This window comes from Candidatus Chloroploca sp. Khr17 (genome assembly GCF_004138165.1).
In the GTDB taxonomy this organism is placed as follows: Bacteria; Chloroflexota; Chloroflexia; order Chloroflexales; family Chloroflexaceae; genus Chloroploca.
Genome location: NZ_RYFF01000051.1, coordinates 11,931 through 35,439 on the forward strand (window position 1 = coordinate 11,931; position 23,509 = coordinate 35,439).

At 60.1% G+C, this 23,509-nt stretch carries 17 protein-coding genes and 1 pseudogene; 12 read left to right on the plus strand and 6 right to left on the minus strand.

The genetic code is table 11. The annotated features are described in order from the left end of the window. The first annotated feature begins 454 nt into the window (after window positions 1-454). From EKD05_RS20875 to EKD05_RS20920, 10 genes are all read left to right on the plus strand, one after another. A complete protein-coding gene (locus EKD05_RS20875; protein WP_129676777.1) occupies window positions 455-2,602 on the plus strand; it encodes a hypothetical protein in 2,148 nt (715 codons plus the stop codon). Between the two features lie 12 nt (window positions 2,603-2,614). Further along, window positions 2,615-3,451 carry a class I SAM-dependent methyltransferase gene (locus EKD05_RS20880; RefSeq protein ID WP_129676779.1) on the plus strand — a complete coding sequence of 279 codons (837 nt, stop codon included), beginning with the start codon at window positions 2,615-2,617 and terminating at the stop codon, window positions 3,449-3,451. 20 nt (window positions 3,452-3,471) lie between these two features. Next, window positions 3,472-6,096 carry a glycosyltransferase family 39 protein gene (locus tag EKD05_RS20885; RefSeq protein ID WP_165360864.1) on the plus strand — a complete coding sequence of 875 codons (2,625 nt, stop codon included), beginning with the start codon at window positions 3,472-3,474 and terminating at the stop codon, window positions 6,094-6,096. A 296-nt stretch (window positions 6,097-6,392) separates the two neighbouring features. Further along, a complete protein-coding gene (locus tag EKD05_RS20890; RefSeq protein ID WP_240695880.1) occupies window positions 6,393-7,583 on the plus strand; it encodes a glycosyltransferase family 4 protein in 1,191 nt (396 codons plus the stop codon). Between the two features lie 61 nt (window positions 7,584-7,644). Beyond that, a complete protein-coding gene (locus tag EKD05_RS20895; protein ID WP_129676785.1) occupies window positions 7,645-8,424 on the plus strand; it encodes a family 16 glycoside hydrolase in 780 nt (259 codons plus the stop codon). 49 nt (window positions 8,425-8,473) lie between these two features. Next, window positions 8,474-10,780, plus strand: a complete 2,307-nt coding sequence (locus EKD05_RS20900; RefSeq protein WP_129676787.1) for a sialidase family protein — start codon at window positions 8,474-8,476, stop codon at window positions 10,778-10,780. Between the two features lie 150 nt (window positions 10,781-10,930). Beyond that, the gene (locus EKD05_RS20905; RefSeq protein WP_129676789.1) at window positions 10,931-11,692 is read left to right on the plus strand and encodes a ParA family protein; all 762 of its coding nucleotides are present in this window, start codon (window positions 10,931-10,933) and stop codon (window positions 11,690-11,692) included. Beyond that, complete coding sequence (locus EKD05_RS20910; RefSeq protein WP_165360865.1) at window positions 11,685-12,758, plus strand: alpha/beta fold hydrolase; 1,074 nt, start codon at window positions 11,685-11,687, stop codon at window positions 12,756-12,758. Before EKD05_RS20905 ends, EKD05_RS20910 begins: the two co-directional genes overlap by 8 nt. A 36-nt stretch (window positions 12,759-12,794) precedes the next feature. Continuing rightward, a complete protein-coding gene (locus EKD05_RS20915; protein ID WP_129676792.1) occupies window positions 12,795-12,938 on the plus strand; it encodes a nucleotidyltransferase domain-containing protein in 144 nt (47 codons plus the stop codon). 171 nt (window positions 12,939-13,109) lie between these two features. Next, complete coding sequence (locus EKD05_RS20920) at window positions 13,110-13,715, plus strand: Uma2 family endonuclease (protein ID WP_129676793.1); 606 nt, start codon at window positions 13,110-13,112, stop codon at window positions 13,713-13,715. Window positions 13,716-13,773: 58 nt separating this feature from the next. Here EKD05_RS20920 and EKD05_RS20925 read toward each other — a convergent pair whose 3' ends face one another. From EKD05_RS20925 to EKD05_RS20940, 4 genes are all read right to left on the minus strand, one after another. Next, complete coding sequence (locus EKD05_RS20925; protein WP_129676794.1) at window positions 13,774-14,928, minus strand: hypothetical protein; 1,155 nt, start codon at window positions 14,926-14,928, stop codon at window positions 13,774-13,776. A gap of 71 nt (window positions 14,929-14,999) precedes the next feature. Further along, window positions 15,000-15,809, minus strand: a complete 810-nt coding sequence (locus EKD05_RS20930) for an ABC transporter permease (protein WP_240695881.1) — start codon at window positions 15,807-15,809, stop codon at window positions 15,000-15,002. Next, complete coding sequence (locus EKD05_RS20935; protein ID WP_129676795.1) at window positions 15,790-16,584, minus strand: ABC-2 family transporter protein; 795 nt, start codon at window positions 16,582-16,584, stop codon at window positions 15,790-15,792. Before EKD05_RS20935 ends, EKD05_RS20930 begins: the two co-directional genes overlap by 20 nt. An 8-nt stretch (window positions 16,585-16,592) precedes the next feature. Then, the gene (locus EKD05_RS20940; protein WP_129676796.1) at window positions 16,593-17,588 is read right to left on the minus strand and encodes an ATP-binding cassette domain-containing protein; all 996 of its coding nucleotides are present in this window, start codon (window positions 17,586-17,588) and stop codon (window positions 16,593-16,595) included. Between the two features lie 184 nt (window positions 17,589-17,772). On the opposite strand from EKD05_RS20940, the gene EKD05_RS20945 reads away from it, so the two are divergent. Next, the gene (locus tag EKD05_RS20945; RefSeq protein ID WP_129676797.1) at window positions 17,773-18,396 is read left to right on the plus strand and encodes a hypothetical protein; all 624 of its coding nucleotides are present in this window, start codon (window positions 17,773-17,775) and stop codon (window positions 18,394-18,396) included. 34 nt (window positions 18,397-18,430) lie between these two features. On the opposite strand, the gene EKD05_RS20950 is transcribed toward EKD05_RS20945, so the two are convergent. Continuing rightward, a complete protein-coding gene (locus EKD05_RS20950) occupies window positions 18,431-18,940 on the minus strand; it encodes a hypothetical protein (protein ID WP_129676798.1) in 510 nt (169 codons plus the stop codon). Between the two features lie 81 nt (window positions 18,941-19,021). On the opposite strand from EKD05_RS20950, the gene EKD05_RS26865 reads away from it, so the two are divergent. Next, on the plus strand, window positions 19,022-19,939 hold the full coding sequence (locus EKD05_RS26865) for a DUF4351 domain-containing protein (RefSeq protein WP_129676799.1): 918 nt from the start codon (window positions 19,022-19,024) through the stop codon (window positions 19,937-19,939). Between the two features lie 846 nt (window positions 19,940-20,785). On the opposite strand, the pseudogene EKD05_RS27285 reads toward EKD05_RS26865, so the two are convergent. Next, window positions 20,786-23,329, minus strand: a pseudogene (locus EKD05_RS27285) (Eco57I restriction-modification methylase domain-containing protein); the annotation flags it as partial. Window positions 23,330-23,509: the final 180 nt, after the last annotated feature.

Below are 23,509 nucleotides of genomic sequence, written 5' to 3' on the forward strand. Positions count from 1 at the left end.
TCCCCAATGGTCAACAAGCACAATTAGCCAGGGCAGAAAGCCGACTGGAAGTTGGTACGACGGTCTCGACGCAGGCGCAGACTGCTCACGGGTGAGCTATGGATGCGCAGAAACTGGTGCGAGAAGATCGATGCCATGTGTGCTTTTGCCTCATAAACGATGTCGCCGTGGGCAGAGTATACCACACGCCCTGAGAGGCGTCAACGTCAGGCCGAAGCGTGGGCAGGGCGATTGCATCATACGAAACCGGATACAAAAAGACGCGCTATCAGGGCACCCGCAAGGGGTGCCCCTCCAGGCCGGGGGCCGGGATCGGTGTAGGGGCACCCCTTGCGGGTGCCCTGGCGGGGTACATACACGGAAGATGCAATCGCCCTGGAAGCGTGGGTGGCGTGTGCTTCGGCCCTAATGGTATAATACAGCGCTGTATTCATGTACGTGGTGGGAGTCGTCTGTGCCAAAGGTTGTCTCAGCTCTGAAGCTCCATCTGCTTGCGCTGGGCTGTTATCTTGTTCTGAGCCTCGTTGTGCTCTGGCCGATGCCGTTGCATGTGCTGACGCATGTCATTGCCGAAGGCCCTGGTCAGGTGGATGCCTACCTGGGGATCTGGAATGTTTGGTGGACAGCGGAGGCGTTGACGACCGGGCAGAATCTGTTTGTGACGCCGCTGCTCTTTTATCCCCATGGCCTCGATATCTTCTGGCTCTGGCTCAGTTTGCCCCAGGGTTTGTTGGCGTTGCCGGTGACGCTTACAGCTGGCCCGTTGCCGGCCTATAATCTGCTGATCGTGCTCAGTTTTGTGCTGGGGGGCTATTTTAGTTTTCTCTTTGCCCGCACGGTGCTGCGGCAGATCTATGCTGACCCTGCGCATCTGCACCTCATCAATTATGCGGCACTTGTTGGGGGCGCGGTCTATGCCTTTGCGCCGTTTCATATGCAAAAAGTTCTTGATGCGCAACTCGAGGTGGCTTCGATTCAATGGGTACCCCTTTGGGCGCTAGCAACCTTGAAGCTCTTTACCAGGCCTACCTGGTTCTGGGCGCTGCTCAGTGGGTTGCTGTTGCTCTGGGTTGGCCTGGGCACGTGGTACTATGGCCTCTTTACGCTGATCGCCGCCGGCGTCTTGGCCGGTCTCTGGGCGTTGCAACCGCGTGAGGCGACGCGGCCCGCAAAGGCTGTGGTGCGCTTGCCCATCAAGGGATGGCTCCTTGATCTCCGTCTGATCGCCTGGGGCCTAGTGCCGATTCTGCTCTGGTTTCTGTTGATGACGCCGCGCTTGCTCCATTTGATCCAGGCGGGCGATGAGGTGCTCGGCGATACGCGTACCGAGCAACACGCGCTAGCCGATCTGATTTCGTTCGGGCTCCCTAACCCTAACCATCCGCTCTGGGGTGAGGCGGTGACTGCGTTTTATACCAGTCTCCATCCTGGTGAGATTCTCTGGAATGTCGCCTTCGGGCTGGTCGGGATTGCGCTGGCGTTGGTTGGGGTCGCGGCGACCTGGCGAACGCAGTGGCGCTGGCTGGTGCTCGGGGTGCTGGCGTCGGCGATGGCGCTCGGCCGCGAGATCATGTTCTTTGGGTGGCATACGGGGATGCCTGGTCCCTATGCCTTGATCGAGGATCTGCCGGGGGTGCGTTCGAGTCATCGCCCGAATCATTTTGTTGTGATCGCGATCTTGACGACGGCACTCTTTGCGGCTGTGGGTACCTATCACCTTGTGCGGCGTACAAGTCGGCGTGGGGCGCCGTGGCTCACGACTGCCCTGCTGGCTGCCGTGGTGCTGATTGATGGCTGGGCAGGGCCGCTGCCGCTCTTTCAACGCCCAATGCCCCAGGCTTATCTGATGATGCCTCCTCCTGATGGCACTGGAGGGCTGCTGCCCATTCCGATGCATCTCAATGTCTCGAATAGCGAACATCTTTGGTACCAGACCGCGCATCGCTGGCCGATTGTGGGCGGCTTTATCGGGCGCGAGCCACCCTATTCTCTCGGGCGTTATGCCCCCGGCGTGCGCGAACTGCGTTTTGGTGAGGTGCAACGCGATGATATCCTTACCCCAGGTTGGCCCGAACTGGCCCGCGAAACGCTTGCTGCCTATACGATTCGCTCGGTCGTCTTTCACCATGCTTCGATGGGCACGACCCTGACTTTTATGCGCGACCTAGTTGACGAGATGGGCCTGGTGCCAGGTGTCCAGGATGACGAACTGACCTTCTATCCGGTGCCCGATCCGCCGGTGAAACGTCCATTGGCCTACCTGGGCAGCGGTTGGGGTGATCTGGAAGAAGACCGGGGAACCCGCTGGCGCTGGATGGAACCGACTGCGCAGCTCTTTCTGCTCAACCCCGAGCCAACTGCGCGCCCCGTACGGCTTTCGCTTGACCTCGAAGCCTTCGCCCAGACGCGCCCGCTGACGCTCCAGGTAGGAGACGCCCCTCCCTTTATTATCGACGTCGCCCGCCAACGGAGCGTGCGTCACCTGCGGTTGATCCTGCCGCCTGGTGAGACTATGGTATACTTAAGCGCCCCGGCGGAGAGTTCGCCCGACCAATCCGGGCGACAATTGAGCATTGCGGTGATGGGGATTGCGATTGAATAAGTGAAGGAACGGATGGCTCAAGCGGTGACAAAATCAGGACGTGCGGTGCGTTTGCCTGCGTGGCGAACAGTCGCCTACGAGATTGCCCTCAACGGCTGGCGCATTCTGCGTGAGACCGTCAATGATTTTAGCCTCTGGCGCTTGATCGAGTATCCCTGGGCGACTAGGGCGCTCGAACTGCAGCCTGGTGATCTTGTGCTTGATCTTGGCTCGGGCACGTCGTCGTATCCCCACATGCTCGCGAAAGAGGGCGTTGATGTGATCGTGCTCGAACTTGATGCCGATCGGGTGCGTTGGCAACTAGCCAAGCGGCGCGCCACGGCACGTCGAGGCGATGGGCGCTTCTTTCCTCTTGTGGCGAGTGCAACGGCGATGCCGATCCGCGACGCAAGCGTACAGCGCGTTGCGGCGGTCTCGTCGCTCGAACATATTCCCGACGATGAGGCCGTTGGGCGTGAACTGGCGCGTGTCCTGGCCCCCGGTGGTCTCGCGGCGCTGACCTTGCCCTTTACCAGCAAAGGCCGCACCGACTTTTTCAAGGGGATCAGGAAATTCATTCCGGCTGGCCCAAATGCCTTTGTGCAAGAGGGCAAAGCGGGTTCGTTTTTCCGCTTTTATACCGAGGCCGATCTGCATCGGGTCTATGTGGCCCCGGGTGCACTGAAGATGAGCCGACTCGAGGGCTTCGGGCGCTCGATCCTGAATGGCCGCTATCACGAGACGCGCCTGACGCGCTACTGGCGGCGTTTTGTGCTGAAAGATCTGGTTCTGGCCCTGCTTGTGCATCCCCTGGAAGAACGGTTTGATCGCAGCGATCCGCTCTATGTGATGTTTACGCTGCGCAAATAATCATGGGGCCTGTTTCGCCCATGTCTTCTGATCAGTTTTCGGTCGTTACCCAGGTCACTCAGCGCGACATAACGCAAGGCTGGCGTCGGCTTATCCGTAGCTTGCCGCTGCTCCCGATCGTGCTGGCGGCACTTGCGGTTTTGTTGCTCGGGTTGCGTTCACCGACCTTCGCACCGGTTGCCAACGGCTACCTTGACCCTGGGCCGACGTTTCTTGATGGCGTCTATGGCCCAGAAGTACACCCGGATGGCTACACCTATCGCTGGACGACCGGGGCACCGCTGCTGCAGCTGCGCGGCGCTTTTTATGCCGCCCCGGCCTACCTGGCCGAGATGCGCCTGCGTGCCGAGCATCCCGAGGCGCCGCAGCCCTTCACCATGCTCATCGGCGGTCGTCCGGTCGCCGCGGCCACCCCCGAGGCCGAGTTTCGCACCTACCGGATGCTGCTCGGGCCGGGGAGCGGCGAGGGTGCCGAACTCTGGTTGGCCTTGCAGACGCCGACGTTTGTGGCGTCGGGTGAAAATCCGCGCCCGCTCGGGGTGGTGCTTACCGATCTGCGCCTGATGCCGGTAGCCCAGCTTGAGCTGCGTGGGGCCATGGCAACGGCCCTGGGCCTACTGCTGCTCTGGGGGGCGTTGCGGCTCGCGGGGGTACCAGTGCCGACGACGCTGGCGCTGATGACGCTGGCGGCCAGCGCCCTCGTCGCCCTCGTCGCCTTGCCGCGACCGCCGGTGGTGCCATTGCTGGGCCTTGGGGCCATTGGTTTGATCAGTGTTTTCATTGCGGCGCTGGTTGCCCAATCCTCCACGCTTGCAGCGAGAGCGTTTTTGTCGGATCGCGCTCTGATGTCTGTTTCCCCTCACCCCCCTGCCGCCCTCGCCCACACGTTGCTCCTGAGCTTCTTCACGCTGCTGGTCGTCTTGAGCGGGCGCATCTGGCCGCCGTGGCTCTCGGATGATGCCTTCATCTCGTTTCGCTATGCGCAGAATTTCGTGCAGGGGCATGGTTTGGTCTATAACCCTGGCGAACGGGTCGAAGGCTACACCAACTTTCTCTGGACGATGCTGGCGGCGCTTGTCCTGCGCCTCGGCGGCGATCTGGTGATCTGGAGCCATCTGGCTGGTGTGGTGCTTGGCGTGGTGCTGGTGCTGCTCACCTTTGCGCTGGCAACCCGCTTGATCGGGGCACCGTGGGGTCTCGTTGCCGCACTCATCGTCGCTACCAGCCAGAGCGTTCTGCTCTACACGGGGCGCGGCTCGGGGTTAGAGACCGGTTTCTTTGCCGTACTGACGCTTGCCGTCGCCTGCGCCTATCTCTGGCCTGAACAAGTGACCGCACGCTCTGCGATGGTGACGGGCTTGATCGCTGGCCTGGCGGCCTTGACCCGACCCGAAGGCGCAATGATCTTTGCGTTGACGGCCGCGCATCTCTTGGTCAAGGCGATCATCGCGAGCCGGTTTGCTCCCTCACCCCTACCTCCTCTCCCAGGGGGCGAGGGGCGTGCAGGGCATTCTGATCCCGGAATTGTGCCTTCTTCGCGACGACAGCGAGGCGAACCGGGGCCGAAGAGCGTAGGCCCACCTCGGCGTGCGAGCGCACTTGGGCAACGTATCACCTATGTGCTGGCAACCGTGCTGCCGCTGGTCGGAGCATTTGCCTTGCTCTTTGGGCCCTATCTGCTCTGGCGTTTGAGCTACTATGGCGATCTGCTACCGAACACCTTCTATGCCAAGACCGGCGGCGGGCGCGAGCAGATCTGGCGTGGCCTGGCGTATGTCGGAGCCTTCACGCTCACGCTGGGTGGCCCCCTGATGTTGATCATCCTGGTGCCGTGGGTGACAGGGTTGCGGCACGCGTTGCGATCATGGCGCAGTTATATGCTACTGGTGGTCGTCATCTACACCCTCTATATCATCATAGTGGGCGGTGATCACTTCCGTGGCGAGCGCTTTTTTGTCCCCCTGATAGCCTGGTTTGCGATCCTATTGGCCGATGGCCTCGCCCAGATCATGCAGCTACTGCCGGTGACACATGTTCACCCGTCGCCTGGGAGCGAGCCGTACGAACGTCCCGGCCCCGATTTCACGGAAATAACGCCGGTGGCACGTGTTCAATCTTCGCCTGGGAGTGCGGGCGTCCCGCCCTCGAATGCACCCCGAGGGCGGGACGCCCTCGCTCGCAGGATGGCGTCCAGCGTGCTGATCATCAGCCTGCTGATCGCGGGGAGCCTAGCCGTCACGCGGACGATGCGGAGCGACACCGACATCATTATGCAAGGGCTTGACGAAAGCGTCTGGATCTGGCGCGAACTCGGGTGGTGGCTCGCAGATCAAGACGATCCAACGGCGACGATGGCCGCAGCGGGGGCCGGGGCGGTGGCCTTTTACAGCGAGCGTACCATCATTGACATGCACGGGTTGACGGATCTGCATATCGGGCGCCTAGCGATCGCAGGCATGGGGAGTGGCGTTGCGGGGCATGAAAAACGCGACCCAGACTACCTCCTCAACGTACGGCGCGTCACCTACATCCCCGCGTTATGGGACTACTATTTTCAACCGGGCTTCGACCTGAACGAGCAGTACGAACTGCGCAGCATCACAACGCGAACAGGGCGCGGCATGGGGATGTGGGTGCGGCGGTAGGGATGAGGCACTGCTGAAGATTGCCCCCCGTGTTGACGCCAAGGCGCAGAGGCGCAAAGGTTTAATCCATCTCCATACACAACTTCGCGCCTTTGCGTCAAAAAAACCACCTTATTGGCCCTCGCCCGCCGCTAACAGGCAGCTATCAGGTTCCTGGGGGGAACTTTTTACGCACGCGAGCGTTATATCATGGTAGCATCGTACTATCATTCTGCCTTGCGTGTCGGGTCGCCACGCTGCGCCACTGGGACATCATGCGAGTTTTGTATTGTATTCCGCGCTATGAGAGCGCTGCGATGGGTAATCGCATTCATACGGAAATCATCGCCGAGTGGCGACGCTTCGGGGTTGAGACCGAGGTTGTTGCGCTGGCGGCGGGCCTTGCGCGACGGACAACGACTGTCGAAGAGGGCATTACCGTACACCGCTTGCCCGTCAGTGCGGGTCTTCCGCTGAAACTGGCGAACCGCTTGGTTGCCGGTCTTCTCCCTTACCCGTATCTGGCTGGCGCAGGGTGGCACTATCGTCAGTTGCTCGCCGAGCGCCACTACCATCTTGTGCATATCGAGACCGCCTTTCCGCTTGGCCTGGTTGCCGCGCTTGTGCCCCCCCGTCAGTCTCCACCGTTAGCAGTTACCTTGCCTGGGGCCGATATTATGGCCGAGCCTGAGTTCGATTACGGGTATGGGCGTTTTCGGGCTGTTCGTGCTGCGCTGCCCTGGATCTTCGCGCGGGCCGCTGTCATCAGGGCTGATTCGCCGCAACTCAAAAAGCTCGCGATCACACTCGGCGCCAGCCCAGCAAAGGTCACGTCGATCCCGTATAACATCACGGCCGACAGCTTTCCGCCGACTGATGATCTCGTCGGTTTGCGCAAGCAGAGTCGGGCGATGGTTGTCGAGCGCCATCACCTCGATCCTGACCGGCCCATCATTGTCAGCATGAACCGGTTGCATCCCTTCAAGGGCATTGCGTACCTGGTTGATGCCATGCCGCTCGTGCAACGTCAGGGTCTTCGTCCGCAGTTGCTTATCGTGGGGCCAAACCGTACGACCCCCCGGTTCGGTGATTATGGAGCCTATTTGCGTCAACGTGCGCTTGCGCATGGCGTAACCAGTGATGTCCATCTGGTTGGTGGCGTGCCGCACCACGAAGCGATGAGTTACATGGCGGCGGCTGAGCTAACTGTGGTACCATCAGTTGCTGAGTCATTTAGTCGGGTGGTTGTCGAGGCGGCGGCCGTTGGAACGCCGGCGGTGGTCACGCGTACGACCGGGGTCAGTGACTACGTGGCGGCGTATGGGACTGGGCGCGTCGTTGAGCCGCGTTCGGGGGCGGCGCTTGCCGAGGCGATCACGGCCTTGCTGCAGGATGCTGCGGCCTGGCAGACGTGCAGTCGTCATGCCGTTGTGCTGGCAACGGCCTTTCGTTCATCCGAGATTGCCACCGATCTGCTTGCGCTCTATCGTCGGGCGATTTTTCGTTGAACGAGCGGCGTGCTTTGCGCGCTGCTATGGGGTAAGTTCTTTCATTAAGGAGTGTCTATCTATGAAGCAATACCGAATGCCAACCATCATCACGGCGATCGTCGCCGTGCTGGTGGCAAGTGCCCTGGCGGTCGCGCTCTGGCATGTGCCTCAGGGCATCGCGCAAGAGCAGCAACCCATGTTGACCTATCCTCCCCAGGAGCCAACGCCGACCGTTGGGCCGAATCCGACCACAGTCCCGGCGCTGGCGAGTGTCACCTTGGCCGAAGCGACCTTTGACACCCCCGAGGCGCTCGATGCCTGGGAGGTGGTTGATCTCGAATTTGTGCTTGCGGATAACCGGGCCAACTGGCAGGTCAGCGAGGGCCGGTTGATCCAGAATCGGGCCGGGCCTGCGTTCAGCCCATCGATCCATCACACGGCTGCGTTGATCGGTGATGAGACGTGGCGCGACTATACCGTGCAGGTCAGCTTCTATGACCAACTCAATGGCACGGCAGGCTTGATTGCCCGTTATCAGGGCGATGATCCGCTGACGGCAACCTACTATCGCTATCGCATCATCAAGAACAGCTTCCGCGATACCCCCCGGCAGGTGCTTGAGCGGGTCGAACGCGGTGTGGCTGTGCCTCTGGCTGAAGTCACCGACGTCGGTTTTGATGAGCGCATGTGGCATGTTTTGAGCATGCAGGTTGATGGCAATACGATCCAAATTCGGATGAATGATGAAGTCATGCTCGAAGCGGTTGATGCCAACCCCTTGCCCGCTGGCAAAGCCGGGATCGCTACCCGCGCCGTGGGCACGATCCTCTTTGATGACTTCACGGTTGTGACCCCCTGATGCGCACAGTACTGGCTGACCTTTGTTCAAGCCTGGAGGATGACATTCAATGTTGCGAAGAATATTACTAACGCTTTCGAGTGTGTTTATGCTGGCTGCCATCGTAGCCGTCACAGCCTTCCCCTCGATGCTTCAAGCGCAGACGCCCCCGCCGTTGCGGGTGCTCAGTGAAGCGATCGTTCCCGGATCGGATCAGGTCAAGTACCCTGATATTGCGGCTGGCAATGGTCTGGTGCATATGAGTGGCAATGCCGAACGTCGCTCGGCCTTTGCCTGGACCAAAGTACCCAATGCCGGTAATTTTGCTGGGCGCGATGAGTTAGGTCCGGCAGGTGGTGACCCGGACTATTCGAGTACCGCGATCACGACCGCCCTTGATGGATCTGTCTATGCGGCATGGATCAATCAGCCCGAACGGGTAATCTATGCTCGACGTCGTAGCCCCGAAGGTGTGTGGGGGCCAACGAGTGTGGTGACCCGTGGCGAGCCTTTTGCGGTACGGCCAACGATTGGCGTTACTGGCAATGGACGAGTCTTTGTCGCCTGGCGTAACCCCGATCAGCCGGTTAGCTACAGCTCTTCGCTCAACGGCGGAGCAAATTGGAGCAGCCCGCTCTATGCTTCGACGCTCCCGTCTTTTGGTTCGGGATCCCAGCTTTCGGGTGGGCCTGGTGATAACATGGCAATCACGTTTACGGCAGCGGATGGCGACAGGTTGCACATCTTTGTAGGCCTGTGGAATGGGACATCGTTTACGATTGAACGGGTCACGCAGCCCAATAATGATGGATGGGCCGACTCTTCGGTGACCTTTGCGCCCAATGGCAAAGTCTATGTTGCCTGGCGGGGCATTGCGACTGGCGGGCCAGAAGCAGGCTACTTTTTTGCTGAACGCCAACCTGATGGGAGTTGGCCCCGTTCACGCCTGGTTGGTGGTGGAGTCGCTGGCCGTGCTGCAATTACCAGTGACGAGCAGAGCAATATCCACTATAACTGGCTCTCAGGTTCATTATTTTATGCCTTTTTGCCGGTAGGCCAGCCACCAATAGGCCCGATCCAAGCAAGTTCCAGCGGAACCTTCTTTAACGGGACAAATGCCGCCAGTATTGCCAATTCAGCCTTCAGCCATATGGTCGTCGAGGACTTTGGTGGGGGTGGGCTCTCAACACGCTATGCCCTCTTTGAAGCGGCGGTCAATCTCTTTGGTGGTACCCCAGTCATTGAAGATGGTGAGCCATTGATCGGGCGCTCGCTTGATCGGGCCGTGAAGTTGACCTTCACCAATGTTCAGGGCCAGCCAACCCACTTCCGTTATGCCTGGAATCGAGTGCCGACCGAGGCTGATCCGCTGATTCCATATGAAGCGACTGTGCGTATCACGATCCCTGCCGACATTCTTGATAGCACCAGGTGTGAGCCGGTGACCCTCTATACCCAATTGTTCGACACGGTGAATGGTCTCGTGCAAGAACAGGTACGCAGTGATACGATCCAGATTGATGGTCTGGTGGGCGTCGAGGTCAATTCGTTCAGCGTCTTCTCTGATGAGGCCCAAGCCGCCCTGGCGAATGAACCGGAACTGGCTGGAGTGAGCGGGTCGCCAATTACTGACCCCAACTATACCCGTTTGCCACTGGTTTATCTGCGGGTGACACCGCAGAATGACTGTTCAGGCTTGACCAGTTTTGTCGTGGCGAGTTCGGCAGAAGCCGATGGCGTGGAGTACCAGCTGGCACCAGAGGGCTTTGCTGGGATTGTGATGTTGCCTGATGTGCTTAACTTGCGCCCCGGGCCGGTGCCCTTCAATGTGCGGGTGAAGGATGGCGCAGGTAACTTGCGAGGCTTCGACTTCTCGATCATCTTTGATGAGACCCGCCCTCGCGTCAATTTGCCCCGGCTCAACAGTGATCCCGAGCGTTACGTGATCACCTCGACCTTTGCGATCACAGCGCCAATGCTTCAGAAGGTCGCGTTGTCCAACATTGATGAGTTGGTGACCGACGATCTCTATCGTGCCCCCGGTGATCCAACCCGTCAGTTCTGGGCCCTCTGGATGGCCAATTCACGCACACGGGTCAATGATCCGCTGAGTACGGCGTTGCCGTGGGTCTTTGTGCCGGCACCGGCAAGCCGACCCGATGGGAGCCTGACGAATCGGGTGACTGAGGTGGGCAACTGGAGCCTGGCGACTGGTCTGGCGAGTGCGCAGTTGCAGCGAGGCCAGTACTACATCTATGTCCGTTTCGTTGATGCAGCTGGCAATGTCTCGGATGACGTGCTAGAAATCCCGGTCTTTATTGAAGGCACAGGGGCGTTGCCCAGACTCATGAACTATATCCCGCTTGTGAATCGGTAAGCGAGCTCTCGCTTTCCGCAGGATATCCAAGACTGGGGGGTTGGGGCACAAGCCCCAACCCCCCAGTCTTGGATATCCTGTTTCTACCTGTTACCAAAAATGGTACAATCGGGGCAAGACGCGAGAAACATTGAACAAGAGGAAGCTCCCATGGGTCATGTGCTCGCATTGGCGATGCAAAAGGGTGGGGTTGGCAAGACGACGACGACCTTGAGCCTCGGCTTTGTTTTGGCTGAACGTGGACGACGGGTGTTGCTGATTGATCTTGACCCGCAGTCAAATTTGACGCAGGGGCTTGGGGTTGATCCGTCAGCGCTCGATTATAGTGTCTACGAGGTGTTGCTGAACCCTGAGCGTGGTACGGCGTTCGCAACCATCACGACATCGTCTGGGGTGGATCTCATCCCTTCGTCGCTCGATCTGGCCGGGGCCGAGCTTGAATTGGCCGGCAAGGTCGGGCGTGAGTTGCTGCTGCGCAAGGCGCTGCGGGAAACTCGGACGAAGTATGATTATATTCTGCTTGATCCACCGCCAAGCCTGGGCCTTTTTTCCCTCAATGCGCTGGCTGCCGCTGATGCGGTGCTGGTGCCGATGCAAATGCATGCCTATGCGCTCAAGGCGATGCCGCAGTTGGAACAGACGATTGAACTGGTGCGCGAGATTCAGCCGTCGCTCGTGATTGGTGGCATTGTCTGTACGCTGGCTGATCGCCGGACGAATTTGAGTCTTCAGGTTGAACAGCAGGTGCGTGAACAGTATGGCGATCTGGTCTTTACGACGGTGATTCCGATCAATGTGAAGCTTGCCGAAGCACCAACGGTTGGTATCCCCATTGGAAGTTATGCCCCTCATAGTGCCGGGGCCCTTGCGTATGCGGCCCTTGCAGATGAGTTGGAGGCTCGCTATGGCTGATGATCCGTCCATCATTCGGCGTGGTAAGGGTCTGCGCCTGTCAACTGAGTCCCCTGAACCCGCTACTGACGCTGCTCGCCCTGAGGCCGCGCCAGCGGTTCAACCCGCGACCGAAGCTGCGCCACAGATTCGCCGCGGAACCGGGTTTCGTCTCTCGACCCAGGCTGCGCTGGAGCCAGAAGAGGTTGATGAGGTCATGCGTGAACGCGATGCGCTGGCCCGGTCTGGGGCGGTGCGCTGGCGGATTCAAACGTCGCGGGGGTCGCTGAGTTATCTGCATGCCGGCAGTGGCCCCCCCCTGTTACTCATTCACGGTTGGGGTGCCTCGGCGCGTCTTTGGGCTGGCACGCTGGCTGATCTCGGTCAGCAGCGCAGTGGCTATGCCCTGGATCTGCCAGGTTTCGGTCAGTCGCCCGCCCGCCCCGCCCCGCCGACGCTCAAGACGCTGGCCGAAGATGTGATCGCTTTTGCTGATACGGTCGGCCTCACGACGTTTGAATTGGCAGGCCATTCGCTCGGGGCGGCGGTGGCGGCCTGTGTCGCCGGTAGGTACCCAGAACGGGTCAGCCGTCTTGCGTTGGTAGCGCTTGGGGTGCGCACGTTTGCCCCCGAGTTGACGACGCTCGATTGGTCACGTTCACCGGTTGATCTCTCGCTTGGCCTTGCCCGGCCTTTCTTTGAATGGTGGGAGCCGGTGAATCGGCTGTTGATGCAGAGTCCACCCCTGGCGCTGACGCTCAGTGCGTTGCTGTTGCATCATGAACCGGCTGATCCTGAGTTATGGCGCGAATATCTGGCCGATCATGCAGCGGTTGATGCGCGGGCGTATGTGACTGCCCTGACGGCGGTGGCGGCACCGCAGTTGCGTGAGGCCTTGCAGCATATCATCGCGCCGACGCTCTTTGTGGCGGGGCGTGAAGATCGGGTGGTGAGCCTGGCCGAAGTGACGTCGGCGCACCAACTGATTGCGCATAGCAGCCTGACGGTGCTGGATCAGTGTGGTCACCTACCGATGATCGAACGCCCCGCGCAACTTGACCAGGTACTGCGCGGGTTTTTCCGGTGAGGCAGCGCCGGGTCACGTTTTGCGCCGATTGGTGGTATGTTGCTAGAGGCGCTCGGATGTTTTGGTTCGGCGGCGCGGTCGGAGGCGACTGCCGATAGCGATGTGGATGTGATCGAGTTGCGCAATGGAATGTCGGCACGCTTGAAAGAACGCGTTGAGAAAGAGGCGGCTTATGCTTGACAACCACTGACTGGAGGCCATACTCGAAGCGATCACCGCACAGGAATCCGTCGATCCCGCACGGCCATGCCGAGAACACGTTCGGTCACACATCCTCTTGGTGAGTATACACATTTCATGGTATGATACCTAGCGACAGAACGTGTGTTTTACCTGAATGCGGAGGCCCATATGACCGCACAACCAAAGCATTATGTGACGAGCGCTGAGTATTTAGCATTCGAGCGCACCGATGACAAAAAACATGAGTACCTCGCAGGAACGATATATGCGATGGCCGGTGGAAGTGCACGCCATAATCGTATTGCAGGGAGTACCTATGCAACACTTTATGCGCAACTACGCCAGCGTCAGTGTACCGTATATCCGAGTGATATGCGGGTAAAAGTGCTTCAGACCGAACTATACACGTATCCTGATATTACCATTGTTTGCGGTAATGAACAATACGAAGACAAGAAAGAAGACACCCTCCTTAATCCGACAATTATTATCGAGGTATTGTCGCCGTCAACTGAAAAATATGATCGCGGAAAGAAATTTCAGCATTACCGCACGATCCTTTCACTGCGCGAATATATCTTAATCGCTCAGGACACCTATCATATCGAGCGATTCGCACGACAAAGCGATAATACATGGGTCTTATCGGAGGCATCCAGCCGAGAAGACAGCATTGATATCACAACTATTCAGTGTGTTCTCCGTCTTGAAGAAGTGTATGAGAAAGCACTGTTTTCATCAACAACAGAAGAAGAGGAAAGTGAAACAGAGTAGCCCGGAAATAGCTGCCAAAGGCAGTGTTGGAACGTGCTACCAGTTACGCGTTGCACGTCTATGGTGTGACTTTGCGCACCTGGGTTGGGATCGCCGGGTTGCCAAAGGCATAGACGGTGCCGATCGCTTCGCCTTCGTAGAGGCGTACCATCAGACCGCGCCCCATGATCTGATACTCGGCCTTGCGCATCTGTGGCTCGGGCTCGATGGCCCAGCCAAGGGCTTGCGCTACCTCGGGATGGTTAGTCCAGACCTTGGCAAAACCGCGTACTGGCGCATAGAACCCTGGTGGCGGCGTGGGCGCTGGCCGCTCTGGGTCGCGTCCGGCTTCCCAGTCATCAAAGAAGGGGCCCAGAAAGCGCGGGTGCGGTTCTCCATAGAGATAGACCATGATTGTCCGGGGCAAAACCCCGCCGGGTATGATGATGGAAGGCGGTTGGAACCAAATCATCTCGCCGCGCTCGAAGTGCTGGATCGAGCCGGGCATCCCTGAGGGCGCATAGAGTTGGGCGCAGCCGAGCACTTCGGGTACAGGCAAGAGCGAGTGCGCCAGGCGCATCGCGGTGCTTATATATTCGAGACACTGCGGGTAGGCCCACGGGCTTGACGGAATCAACTCTTTGAGCACCGCATTGCCGAGCAAGCCCAGCAGCACACTGGATGAGCCGGGGGGCAGATCGGGATGCAGTTCCATGCGGCGGCGCTCGAAATATTGAACCTGATAAACGCGGCCTTCGAGTTGCTCTTCAAAGACCGGCGTGAGCGGATAGCCAAAGCGTTCGAGGCCGCCGTTGCGCTCCCAGTAGCGCAAAAAATCACCACAGGCGTGGTAACCGGTTTCGGCAAAAAAGCGACACGCGCCGGTACGTGGCGGCTCATTGCCCATCTGCCAGGGACGCCACTGCAGCTCGAGCACGCGTGTCCCGAGGCGCCCGGCGGTGAGGGTTCCATCGGCCTGGATCTCGAGGCGGTCGCGTTCGAACCATTGCACCGTAATGGTGCGATCCTCGACCCGTTCGACCCGCTGTTCGGTGATGGGAAAGCCAAAGACCGCCAGGCCACCGTTGCGTTCCCAATAGGCCCGAATTGGCCCACTGATGCAAAAGCCTGTCTCGGCAAAACAGCGCTGCGCGGTCTGGGCCGACGCAGGTGTGGGGAGACTGGTGAGGGCAAGAGTAACGATCATCATCGTTGCCAAGAGGAAGCGTTGCATAGGTGGGATTTCTTTCTATAGGCTGATGTGGGTGGGCACAAAGCAGCTTTGCTGCTTTGTGCCCACCCACATCAAGCCGAAGCACCTCCATACTGGCGCAGGCCAATGCGCCAGACGAGGCGGGAGAGCATGAGCAGGCCGACGGTGAGCAGCGCGGCCAGGCCAAGGGTCGCCCCGGAGAGCCGCCCGGTCAGCGCCTCGGCGGGGACAGTGACGGCGAAGGCGATGGGTACCAGGAAGGTGAGCAGGCCGCGCAGCCAGCCGGGGTAAATGCCGACGGGCCAGCGTCCGGCGGCATAGATACCTTCAAAGAGATTGAGCATTTCATCAACCCGGACGACCCAGAAGGCGACGCTGGTGAGCATGATCCAGAAGCTGTAGATCATCAGGGCACCAAAGATAGTTGCGACGACAAAGCCCGCCGCTTGGAGCGGGCCAATGGCGTCACCGAGCAAGACAAGGGCAGTGCCCAGGAGGATCGCGCCCAGGATTACATCAACGAGACGCCAGAGACGGATCTCGCGCACACTCACCATCATCTGCGCATCTTCGGGTTTGGTCAGGGCAAAATCGAGCGTGCCCTCACGGATATCTTCCATCAGGCGCAACATATTGGGTTGAATGACGGCGCCGATCAAGCCGCCCATCATAATATGGACGCCCATCACAACGAGCAGCTCGGTTTGCGACCAGCCGGCGAGATCGGTGGTATGGCTAAAGACAAGGGCGAGGCTAACGAGGCCAACGGCGAGCGCGACGCCGGATTGCAAGAGCTGGATCCAGAAATTGACCCGATACTGAAGCTCATTCATCGCCCCAATGCGAAAAAAGTGGTACATCAACCGAAACATGCCCATCGCGTTACCCTCCCACGGCACCATAGCGGCGCACCCCGGCGCGCCAGACAAGCTGCACCAACCCAAGGCCAATAAGGATCCAGAGCACCTGGATCGCCAGGCCGGTCAGAAGTTCGGTGGTGCTGAGCGCACCGACGAGCGCCTCGATGGGAAAGCCAAACGTCCATTGGAACGGCATAAACATGGCGAGATCGCGGGCCCAGGGCGGCAAAAGACTCATCGGCACGAGGCGTCCCGAGAGCAGCAGTTCAACCGCGAAATAGAGCTCGTAGAGCGCACTGACGCGGGTTGTCCAGAACGTAATCATGCCGAGCAGCCAGAGGAACATCGAGCGAATGAGATAGGCCCCCCAGATCGCGATCGCAAAGACGCCAATCTCGAGCGGCGTCGGGTTCAGCGTGGGTTGAAAGATGAGGGCCAGGATCGCCGCAATGGGCAACCAGAGCACAATCACCACCAGCTTCCAGCCGCCAAAATAGGCAAGATCCTGATGGAGCGGATGGATCGGGCGGAGCAGCGAGGCAGAGAGATCGCCGCGCTTGATGCGCCACTCCCAGCCATAAGGAGTGAAGACGATATTCATATTGCGCACCAACGTCCACACAATATAGTAGGCTGCAAAGGCTCCTGGCGTAAAACCGCCCACCTCGCCGCCCTGCGCCGTCGCGATGGTACTCCAGACCACCAGATAGATCACCGGCTCGGCGATCATGCCAATCATATAAAAATAGTTGGCGGTGCGGTATTGAAACTGGGTGATAATCGCCGTACGCGCCATCGTCCAGTAATAATCGAGCATAGTTTTCCTTACGTTGACAGGGCAGGCTGGTCTGCCTTGGTGGCAAAGACCTGGGCGATCACGTCGTCAATCGGTGGTTCTTCGATGGTGAGGTCGGTAAGCGCATAATCGGCGAGTAGACGGGCAGTAATGCGACTCGCCTCGGCTCTGGGGACGCGGAGCACAACTTTACTCCCCTCGGCACTGACGACTTCGCCATACGCACCGAGATCGGCTGGCTCGGCCAGCGTAAGGCCAAGTTGGCGATAGGCGGCAAAGCGGTCAACGAGCCCGCTCAACGCCCCATCGTAGAGTACCTTGCCGTGGTGGATGACGATCACGCGTCGGCAGAGCGCCTCGACATCGGCCATATAGTGACTGGTTAACATCACTGTTGCGCCGTGGCGCTTATTATAGTCAGCGACAAAGCTACGGATGCGGCGTTGCATCGTCACATCGAGGCCAAGCGTTGGCTCATCGAGAAAGAGCACCTGGGGCCGATGGAGCAACGCCCCGATGATCTCCATCTTCATACGTTCGCCAAGAGAGAGGTTGCGTACAGGCTTGCGCACGAGGTCGCCGACCTCCATCATCGCGATGAACTCATCGCGGGTTGTCTGGAACTGATCCGCCGGGATGCGATAGATAGCGCGTTGCAATTCAAACGAGTCGAGCGCCGGTAGATCCCACTGGAGCTGGTTGCGATTGCCCATCACGAGCGTAATCTGCTTGAGATAAGCTGCCTCGCGGCGCGAGGGCACATGGCCGAGCACGCTCACCTCGCCGCTACTAGGAAAGAGCAAGCCGGAGAGCATCTTGAGGGTGGTAGTTTTGCCGGCCCCGTTCGGCCCGAGAAAGCCGACAATTTCGCCGGGGGCGAGGCTAAAACTGACCTTTTCGACCGCGTGAACCTCGCGCACTTTGCGTTGGACAAGGCTGCGCAAGGCAGCGACCAAGCCCGCCTGGCGTTCGGGGACGTGGTACACTTTAGTGAGATCATTGACCTGAATGGCAGCTGTTTGCATACGATCCTTAGACAAGGATTTAGGTGTTAGAAAATAGAAAATAGGTTAAGCGCATTAGGGTACAGGGCAGGTTGTTGAGTGATAATGGTAGCATCATTTGTGGTATGTGCCATGGGGCTGAAGGCTGATTCTGGATGAGGGTTGCGCCTTTGCGTCAACAAATTGTATTGAGAAGGAGAAGCGTATGGCGAAAGCTGGTCTGGTGTATGTCGGCACAACGGATGGTCTGGTGATCTACAGTGATCCGGGCGGGATAGGTCGGTGGCGACGTGTAGGGCGTGTGCTTGACGGACAGGCGATTGATGCGATGCTGGCCGTCGATGCGCTGGTGGTGATGGTGGTGACCCACGAGGGCCCAGTCTTACGCACCCTGGATGGGGGCGAACACTGGGCTGAAGCCCCGGCTGAGGATGCCGAGACGTTACTGGCCCTGGTCAACTCGGATGAGCCAGTGATTGCAACGGCTCAAGGACCAGCGCGCTGGCGTGATGCCAATGTGGGGGTGACCGATGCCCGTGCCCTCGCGTTGCTGTCAGGTAAGCAAGAGGTTTTGCTGGCCGCAACTGCAGGTGGAACCATGCTCGTACGCAGCGAGGATGGGGGCTCCTCGTGGGAGTCGGCTGAAGTTGCGTGCCCTCTCGCGGGCGGGGTCTGCACGATTGTCCCGGCGAGTTATCACATGGATGTAGCGTGGGCTGGCACCGACGGCGGCCAACTGCTCTGCTCGGATGATCGCGGACGCCACTGGCGCGAGGTGACTCAGGAGGGGGCCGGGGTGTTGAGTCTTGCGGTGGTGCGTTTGATGTGAGGCGCGGAGGTTTTGACGCCAAGGCGCGAAGGTTTCAATCGGGATGTAGGGGCGCAGCAACCCCTGGCCCACTTGGGGTGAAGCGGCACGGCTCATCGCTGCTGCGCCCACCGGCCCAGCGGGTGCGCTGCCATCGTTCACGCGAAGACGCGAAGGGGCGCGGTGGGGATCGGGGATCGGGGATCGGGGATTGGGGGGGCATGGCACGGTGCGTGGGGGCACGGCACCGCCGTGCCCGTACATTGGCCGTGGTGTAGGGGCACGGCTTGCCCGTGCCCCCGCCTGGGGTGAAGCGGCACGTCTCATCGCTGCTGCGCCCACCGGCCCAGCGGGTGCGCTGCCATCGTTCACGCGAAGACGCGAAGGCGCGCGGTGCGTGGGGACACGGCACCGCCGTGCCCGTACATTGGCCGTGGTGTAGGGGCAGGGCTCGCCCGTGCCCGCCTGGGGTGAAGCGGCACGGCTCATTGCTGCTGCGCCCACCGGCCCAGCGGGTGCGCTGCCTGCCCTCGCGAGCTTCGGGGTGGTTGACGGATTGATCCATGCGCTTGACAAGTTGCTCATTTGTGCTATTATGAGCTTATGCGAATACGTGTAGGTCGCCAAAGAACAATGGGCAACAACGATGGCAGCAACGGATCATCCGCTCAAACGGGTTGTGGCGCTGGCGGGGTTGGATTTGGCCGCGTGGGTATTGGGGCAGGCGGTGCAGGCAGTGGAGTCGGGTCAGGGTGCGTTGCTGGCGGAACCAGAGATTCTGGATACGGATCTGGTGCTCCGGGTGACGCTGGCGACGGGGGAGGAGGTCATCCTGCACGTGGAGTTTCAGGGGCCGGGCAGCAAGCGCCCGATGCCATTGCGCGTGCTGGAGTATCAGGCGCGACTGGTGGATACCTATCGTGGGAAGCTGCTCCAGAGTGCGGTGTTCTATCTGGGCGGCGCGGGAACCAGTGACTCTGGTGAACACGCGGTGTATACTGGAAATGGCACCATCGCCGTGGGGTGGAACTATGTGGTGATCCACCTGTGGCAACTGCTGGCCGAGGACTTACTGGCGTTGGATCGCCCGGCGCTGTTGGTGTTGATTGGGCAGACGCAGATCGGGCAGCCAGTCGCGACGTTGACGGCGGCGGTGGCGCGGTTGGCGCAGCACGCAAAAGGGGTTGAGCGGGAGCGGTTGCTGACTGAATTGCTGATCTTATGCACCGACAAGGAGATTGCCGCAATGGCCGAACAGATCATTGAGCGTGATTATGGCTTGCCCGAGACGCCGATGATGCGCAAATGGCGCGAGCAGGGGCTTGCGCAGGGGCTTGCGCAGGGGCGGGAAGAGGGGCGGGAAGAGGGGCGGGAAGAGGGGCGGGAAGAGGGTCAGTTGGCCGTACTGGTGCGCCTGTTGCAGCGGCGCTGTGGCCCGCTGCCCGCTGCGCTGCTCGTGCAGGTGCAGCACCTTGACCCAGCGCAACGGCTGGATCTGGCCGAGGCGGTCTTTGATTTCACCAGCGTGGCCGATCTCGAAGCGTGGTTGGGGCAGGTCGGCTAGGGTTGAGGTTTCAGGATGTCGATGGGGCGTGCTTATTGCTCGCCCCCTGGCATGCGCGGTGGGGCGGTTGCCCAGATGAGCGCGATTTCTTCGGGGGTCAGGCCGTAGGCGGTGTTGACAAGTGTGGCGAGATGGCGTTCGAGTTGTAGGGCGTTGGCGCGGTTCTGTTGTATGGGTGGGGCTTGCTCGTGGTAGCCGTTGCGTAGGGCGCGTAGCCCCGATGGCGAGAGTTTGCCTGCTGTTTTGGGGCGGCGCTTTTTGACTTCCTCGATAAATTCGGTTTCGCTTAGGCTGGCAAAGTCGGTTAGTTTTTGGCCTAGGTTTTCTAAATCGAATTCGCTTCGCAGCCAGTCGAGGGTGTCTCGGCGCGCCGCTTGTTCGCGCTGCGTGATGGCGATTAGTTGTGCCACCGCTGGTTCGACTGCTTCGCGGATGGCGTCGGTCGCTGGTGCGATGGGGAGTTTTTCGTTTGATGTCTTGCCCGCGTAGGTAGGGCTTGATGATCGCGGCACACTGGGGGTCGTCGCGAATCAGGCGGTCTCTGGTTGGGGTGTCGATGAGAAAGGCTTCGTTGAAGCCGGTCAGGACACCACGGTATGGTTTGACCCCGGCATACTCTGCGAGCGTTGGGCCGGCCTGGCGGATCTTCTCCATGAGATCATCAATGCCACTGGCCTCCAGGCTCCAGGCGTTGCGCCCGAGGCGGCGCTGTGGGACGCTGTGGCTGTATTGGGTGACATAGCTGTCGAGATTGATCACGCCGAGGGCTTCGCGTGGGAAGTTGCTTACCTGGACCTGGTGATCTTCGACGGCGGTGCCCTCGGCGGGGCGTTCGACGACGATGATGACGGGGAAGACATCGGCATCGGCGAAGATCGGGGCGTGCCCAAAGTCAATGATGCGTTCGAGTTTTGCTTGTGCGGCGAAGTAGGCCCGTAGACCTTCGCCATAGCCTGAGCGCAGCCATTTGTTGGTCACGATGTAGCTCATACGGCCACCTTCGCGCAAGAGCCGGAGCCCTTGCTGGTAGAAGTAGACGTAGAGATCGGCAACGCCGTGGTAGGTTTCGGGGTAGGTGGCCTGGAGGTAGGGTTTGAGTGGGCCGAGTTGTTCCTGGCGGACGTAGGGTGGGTTGCCGATGATGGCGTCGAAGCCGGCCTGGGAGCCGAGCGACTGGCCGTGACGGTTGAAGAAGACGTCGGGAAATTCGAGATCCCAGTGGAAGAAGCGCCATGTCTCGCCGAGGGTGCGTAGCGCGGTGAGCAGCGGCTCATAGGCGGGCATCGCAAAAGCACCGGCTTCGCGGCGGGTGGCGTAGTCAATCAGGCTCTTCCAGAGCTTCTGATCGGGGGCCTGGCCAAAGGCGGCGGCGGTGCGCAGATCGGCCTGGACGGCGTAGCGGTCGGTGAGATCGCGGCGTACCAGGTCGTAGAGTTGCTCTTGTTCTTTGACATCGGCGACGGTGCGACTCGCCGAGCCTTCGATGAGCCAGATGCTACCCACGGCACTCGACATCGCTCCGGCGAAGGCGAGGTCGTCGAGCATCGAGATCTGGCCTGCCTCGGCGGCGGCGGCTTCTTGTTTGCTGCGGCGGCTCTTTCTGGCCGGGGTGGGTTCGAGGTCGGTGACGCGGGTTCCAACCAGGGCGTTGCCGCAGCGCAGGTGGTGATCAAGAAACGAGAGCGGACGGCCTTTGGCGGCGGTGGCGAGCCAGAGCGAGAGGCGGGCGAGATCGACGGCGAGCGGATTGAGATCGACGCCATAGATGCAACTCTGGGCCACGCGGCGCTTCCAATAGACCAGGTCAGGCTCGTCGCCGGCCTCGGGGGGTGGCGGCACGCCGAGTTCAAGCAGGAAACGGGCGATATATTCGGTGGCAGCGACGGGGAAGTGCCCGCTGCCCATCGCCGGGTCGAGACAGTTGAGCCTGAGGATCGCCGCGACCTGGGCCTCCCCGGTCTTTTCCCCCTCAAGCGCGGCTTCGAGCACGGGCCGAAGCGTCTGTTCAACGATGTATTGCACAACAAAGTCGGGCGTATAGTAGCTACCGGTGCGATGGCGCTCGCCTTTGTCGTTGAAGAGATCGATGCTAAAGCCATCGGCGGTGCGCTCGATTGGCTGGAGGTGATACTCTAACAGACCCTCGTAGATCGTACCGAGGTGGCGTTCGGCGAGATCGCGGTAATCAATGTAGGTCTTGTCGATGCGGGCGAGCTTGTCGAGGGCCGACTGAAGCTGCGCGTCGCCAAGCGTGGACTGTTCGAGCAAGGGATGCCGCTGTGGATCAAAGAGCCCGCCGTTAAAGGTGCTGACCTGGAGCGGTGGACTGCCACGATTAATGATGTCAAAGAGATCGCGGAGCCGCGCCCAGGTGCGGCCCGTATCGGTCAAGAGGCTCATGCCACTATCGAGGCGACGGGCCGCCTCGCGCACCACCGCATAGAGACTGTATTCTTCGCGGTACGTCTGGCTTGCACGCAGCGGCAATAACTCACGGGCCTCGGCATAGAGAATAAAGAGCAACCGATAGAGCACAATCAGGCTCTGGCTATAGACTTCGTTGAGCGTAGCGGGGGTAGGCGTCAACGCATTGCGCGGATAATCGAGCAAGCCCTGGGCAAGATGGCGGAGGGCATCAAAGACCTGGATTTTGAGACTATCGCTGACCCCACGGGCATAATCGCTGCTCTCGCGGAGCATCGCCTCGAGTGTGAGGGTCTCGGCGACTGGCGGTGCAAACGCGGCGGGGCGAAAGAACGCATAAAAATAGAGGAACGCATCAAGGTCATTGCTTTCGACCAACGCAGGCAAATCGACCTCATAATAACGATCCTGCTTTTCCACCGTATCCTGATGATAGAGGCGCCAGTGGCGACCATTGGTCAGCATGCCCCAGGGCACCCTGGCATGGCGCATATAGAACGCAATCTGATCGGCGGGCACCCTGGTGAGCTCATCGTTCTCGCCGGCACTCGACACATCGAGCTTGCGGCCCCAATATTTGGCATCGCCAACGGCAAAAGCGGCAGCGAGATCGGCGTCAGTCAGCACGCGGCCCTTATTGGCGACGAGGGCCGCGTGATCGCGGTAGAAGACATAATCAGGCTTGCGCGTCCCTTTGGGCGTCTTGAGGGCGGCCTGGATCTCGAAGGCATGGCCAAGGGCGAGCAACACCGGACGCACCAACTCGTGCTCGGTCTGGGCCTCATTTGGTGCCGGCGAAAACGCGGCGAAGATCGCCCGCACCTGGACGAAGACCGGGGCCGCCTCGTCGCGCAGCGCGAGCCAAGCGTCACGCTGAGGCAGCGTCACATCGAGGTAACGGTCGGCGAACAACTGGCGATTCTGGTGGCGCTGCACGAGCACCAGTGGAAGTTGCGATGCTGACATACAAGAATTCAGGGGTAAAAGCTAGGGCTTGTTTCTTTTATTAGTATAACGGAGGGTATGATACCACTCGATGGAGGAGGATGCAAAGGCGCGGAGGGGCACGGCGCCGCCGTGCCCGTACGGGGGCGGGGGGCACGGCGGGGATCGGGGATCGGGGATCGGGGATCGGGGGGGGCACGG

Bases quoted from the DNA above. Each gene is read 5' to 3' on its own strand.
- EKD05_RS26865 (WP_129676799.1), top strand. From the start codon at position 19,022: ATGGCAGCAACGGATCATCCGCTCAAACGGGTTGTGGCGCTGGCGGGG.
- EKD05_RS20885 (WP_165360864.1), top strand. From the start codon at position 3,472: ATGTCTTCTGATCAGTTTTCGGTCGTTACCCAGGTCACTCAGCGCGAC.
- EKD05_RS20925 (WP_129676794.1), bottom strand. From the start codon at position 14,928: ATGCAACGCTTCCTCTTGGCAACGATGATGATCGTTACTCTTGCCCTC.
- EKD05_RS20910 (WP_165360865.1), top strand. From the start codon at position 11,685: ATGGCTGATGATCCGTCCATCATTCGGCGTGGTAAGGGTCTGCGCCTG.
- EKD05_RS20890 (WP_240695880.1), top strand. From the start codon at position 6,393: ATGGGTAATCGCATTCATACGGAAATCATCGCCGAGTGGCGACGCTTC.
- EKD05_RS20905 (WP_129676789.1), top strand. From the start codon at position 10,931: ATGGGTCATGTGCTCGCATTGGCGATGCAAAAGGGTGGGGTTGGCAAG.
- EKD05_RS20900 (WP_129676787.1), top strand. From the start codon at position 8,474: ATGTTGCGAAGAATATTACTAACGCTTTCGAGTGTGTTTATGCTGGCT.
- EKD05_RS20920 (WP_129676793.1), top strand. From the start codon at position 13,110: ATGACCGCACAACCAAAGCATTATGTGACGAGCGCTGAGTATTTAGCA.
- EKD05_RS20915 (WP_129676792.1), top strand. From the start codon at position 12,795: ATGTTGCTAGAGGCGCTCGGATGTTTTGGTTCGGCGGCGCGGTCGGAG.
- EKD05_RS20940 (WP_129676796.1), bottom strand. From the start codon at position 17,588: ATGCAAACAGCTGCCATTCAGGTCAATGATCTCACTAAAGTGTACCAC.
- EKD05_RS20895 (WP_129676785.1), top strand. From the start codon at position 7,645: ATGAAGCAATACCGAATGCCAACCATCATCACGGCGATCGTCGCCGTG.
- EKD05_RS20950 (WP_129676798.1), bottom strand. From the start codon at position 18,940: ATGGATCAATCCGTCAACCACCCCGAAGCTCGCGAGGGCAGGCAGCGC.
- EKD05_RS20935 (WP_129676795.1), bottom strand. From the start codon at position 16,584: ATGCTCGATTATTACTGGACGATGGCGCGTACGGCGATTATCACCCAG.
- EKD05_RS20930 (WP_240695881.1), bottom strand. From the start codon at position 15,809: ATGGTGCCGTGGGAGGGTAACGCGATGGGCATGTTTCGGTTGATGTAC.
- EKD05_RS20880 (WP_129676779.1), top strand. From the start codon at position 2,615: ATGGCTCAAGCGGTGACAAAATCAGGACGTGCGGTGCGTTTGCCTGCG.
- EKD05_RS20945 (WP_129676797.1), top strand. From the start codon at position 17,773: ATGGCGAAAGCTGGTCTGGTGTATGTCGGCACAACGGATGGTCTGGTG.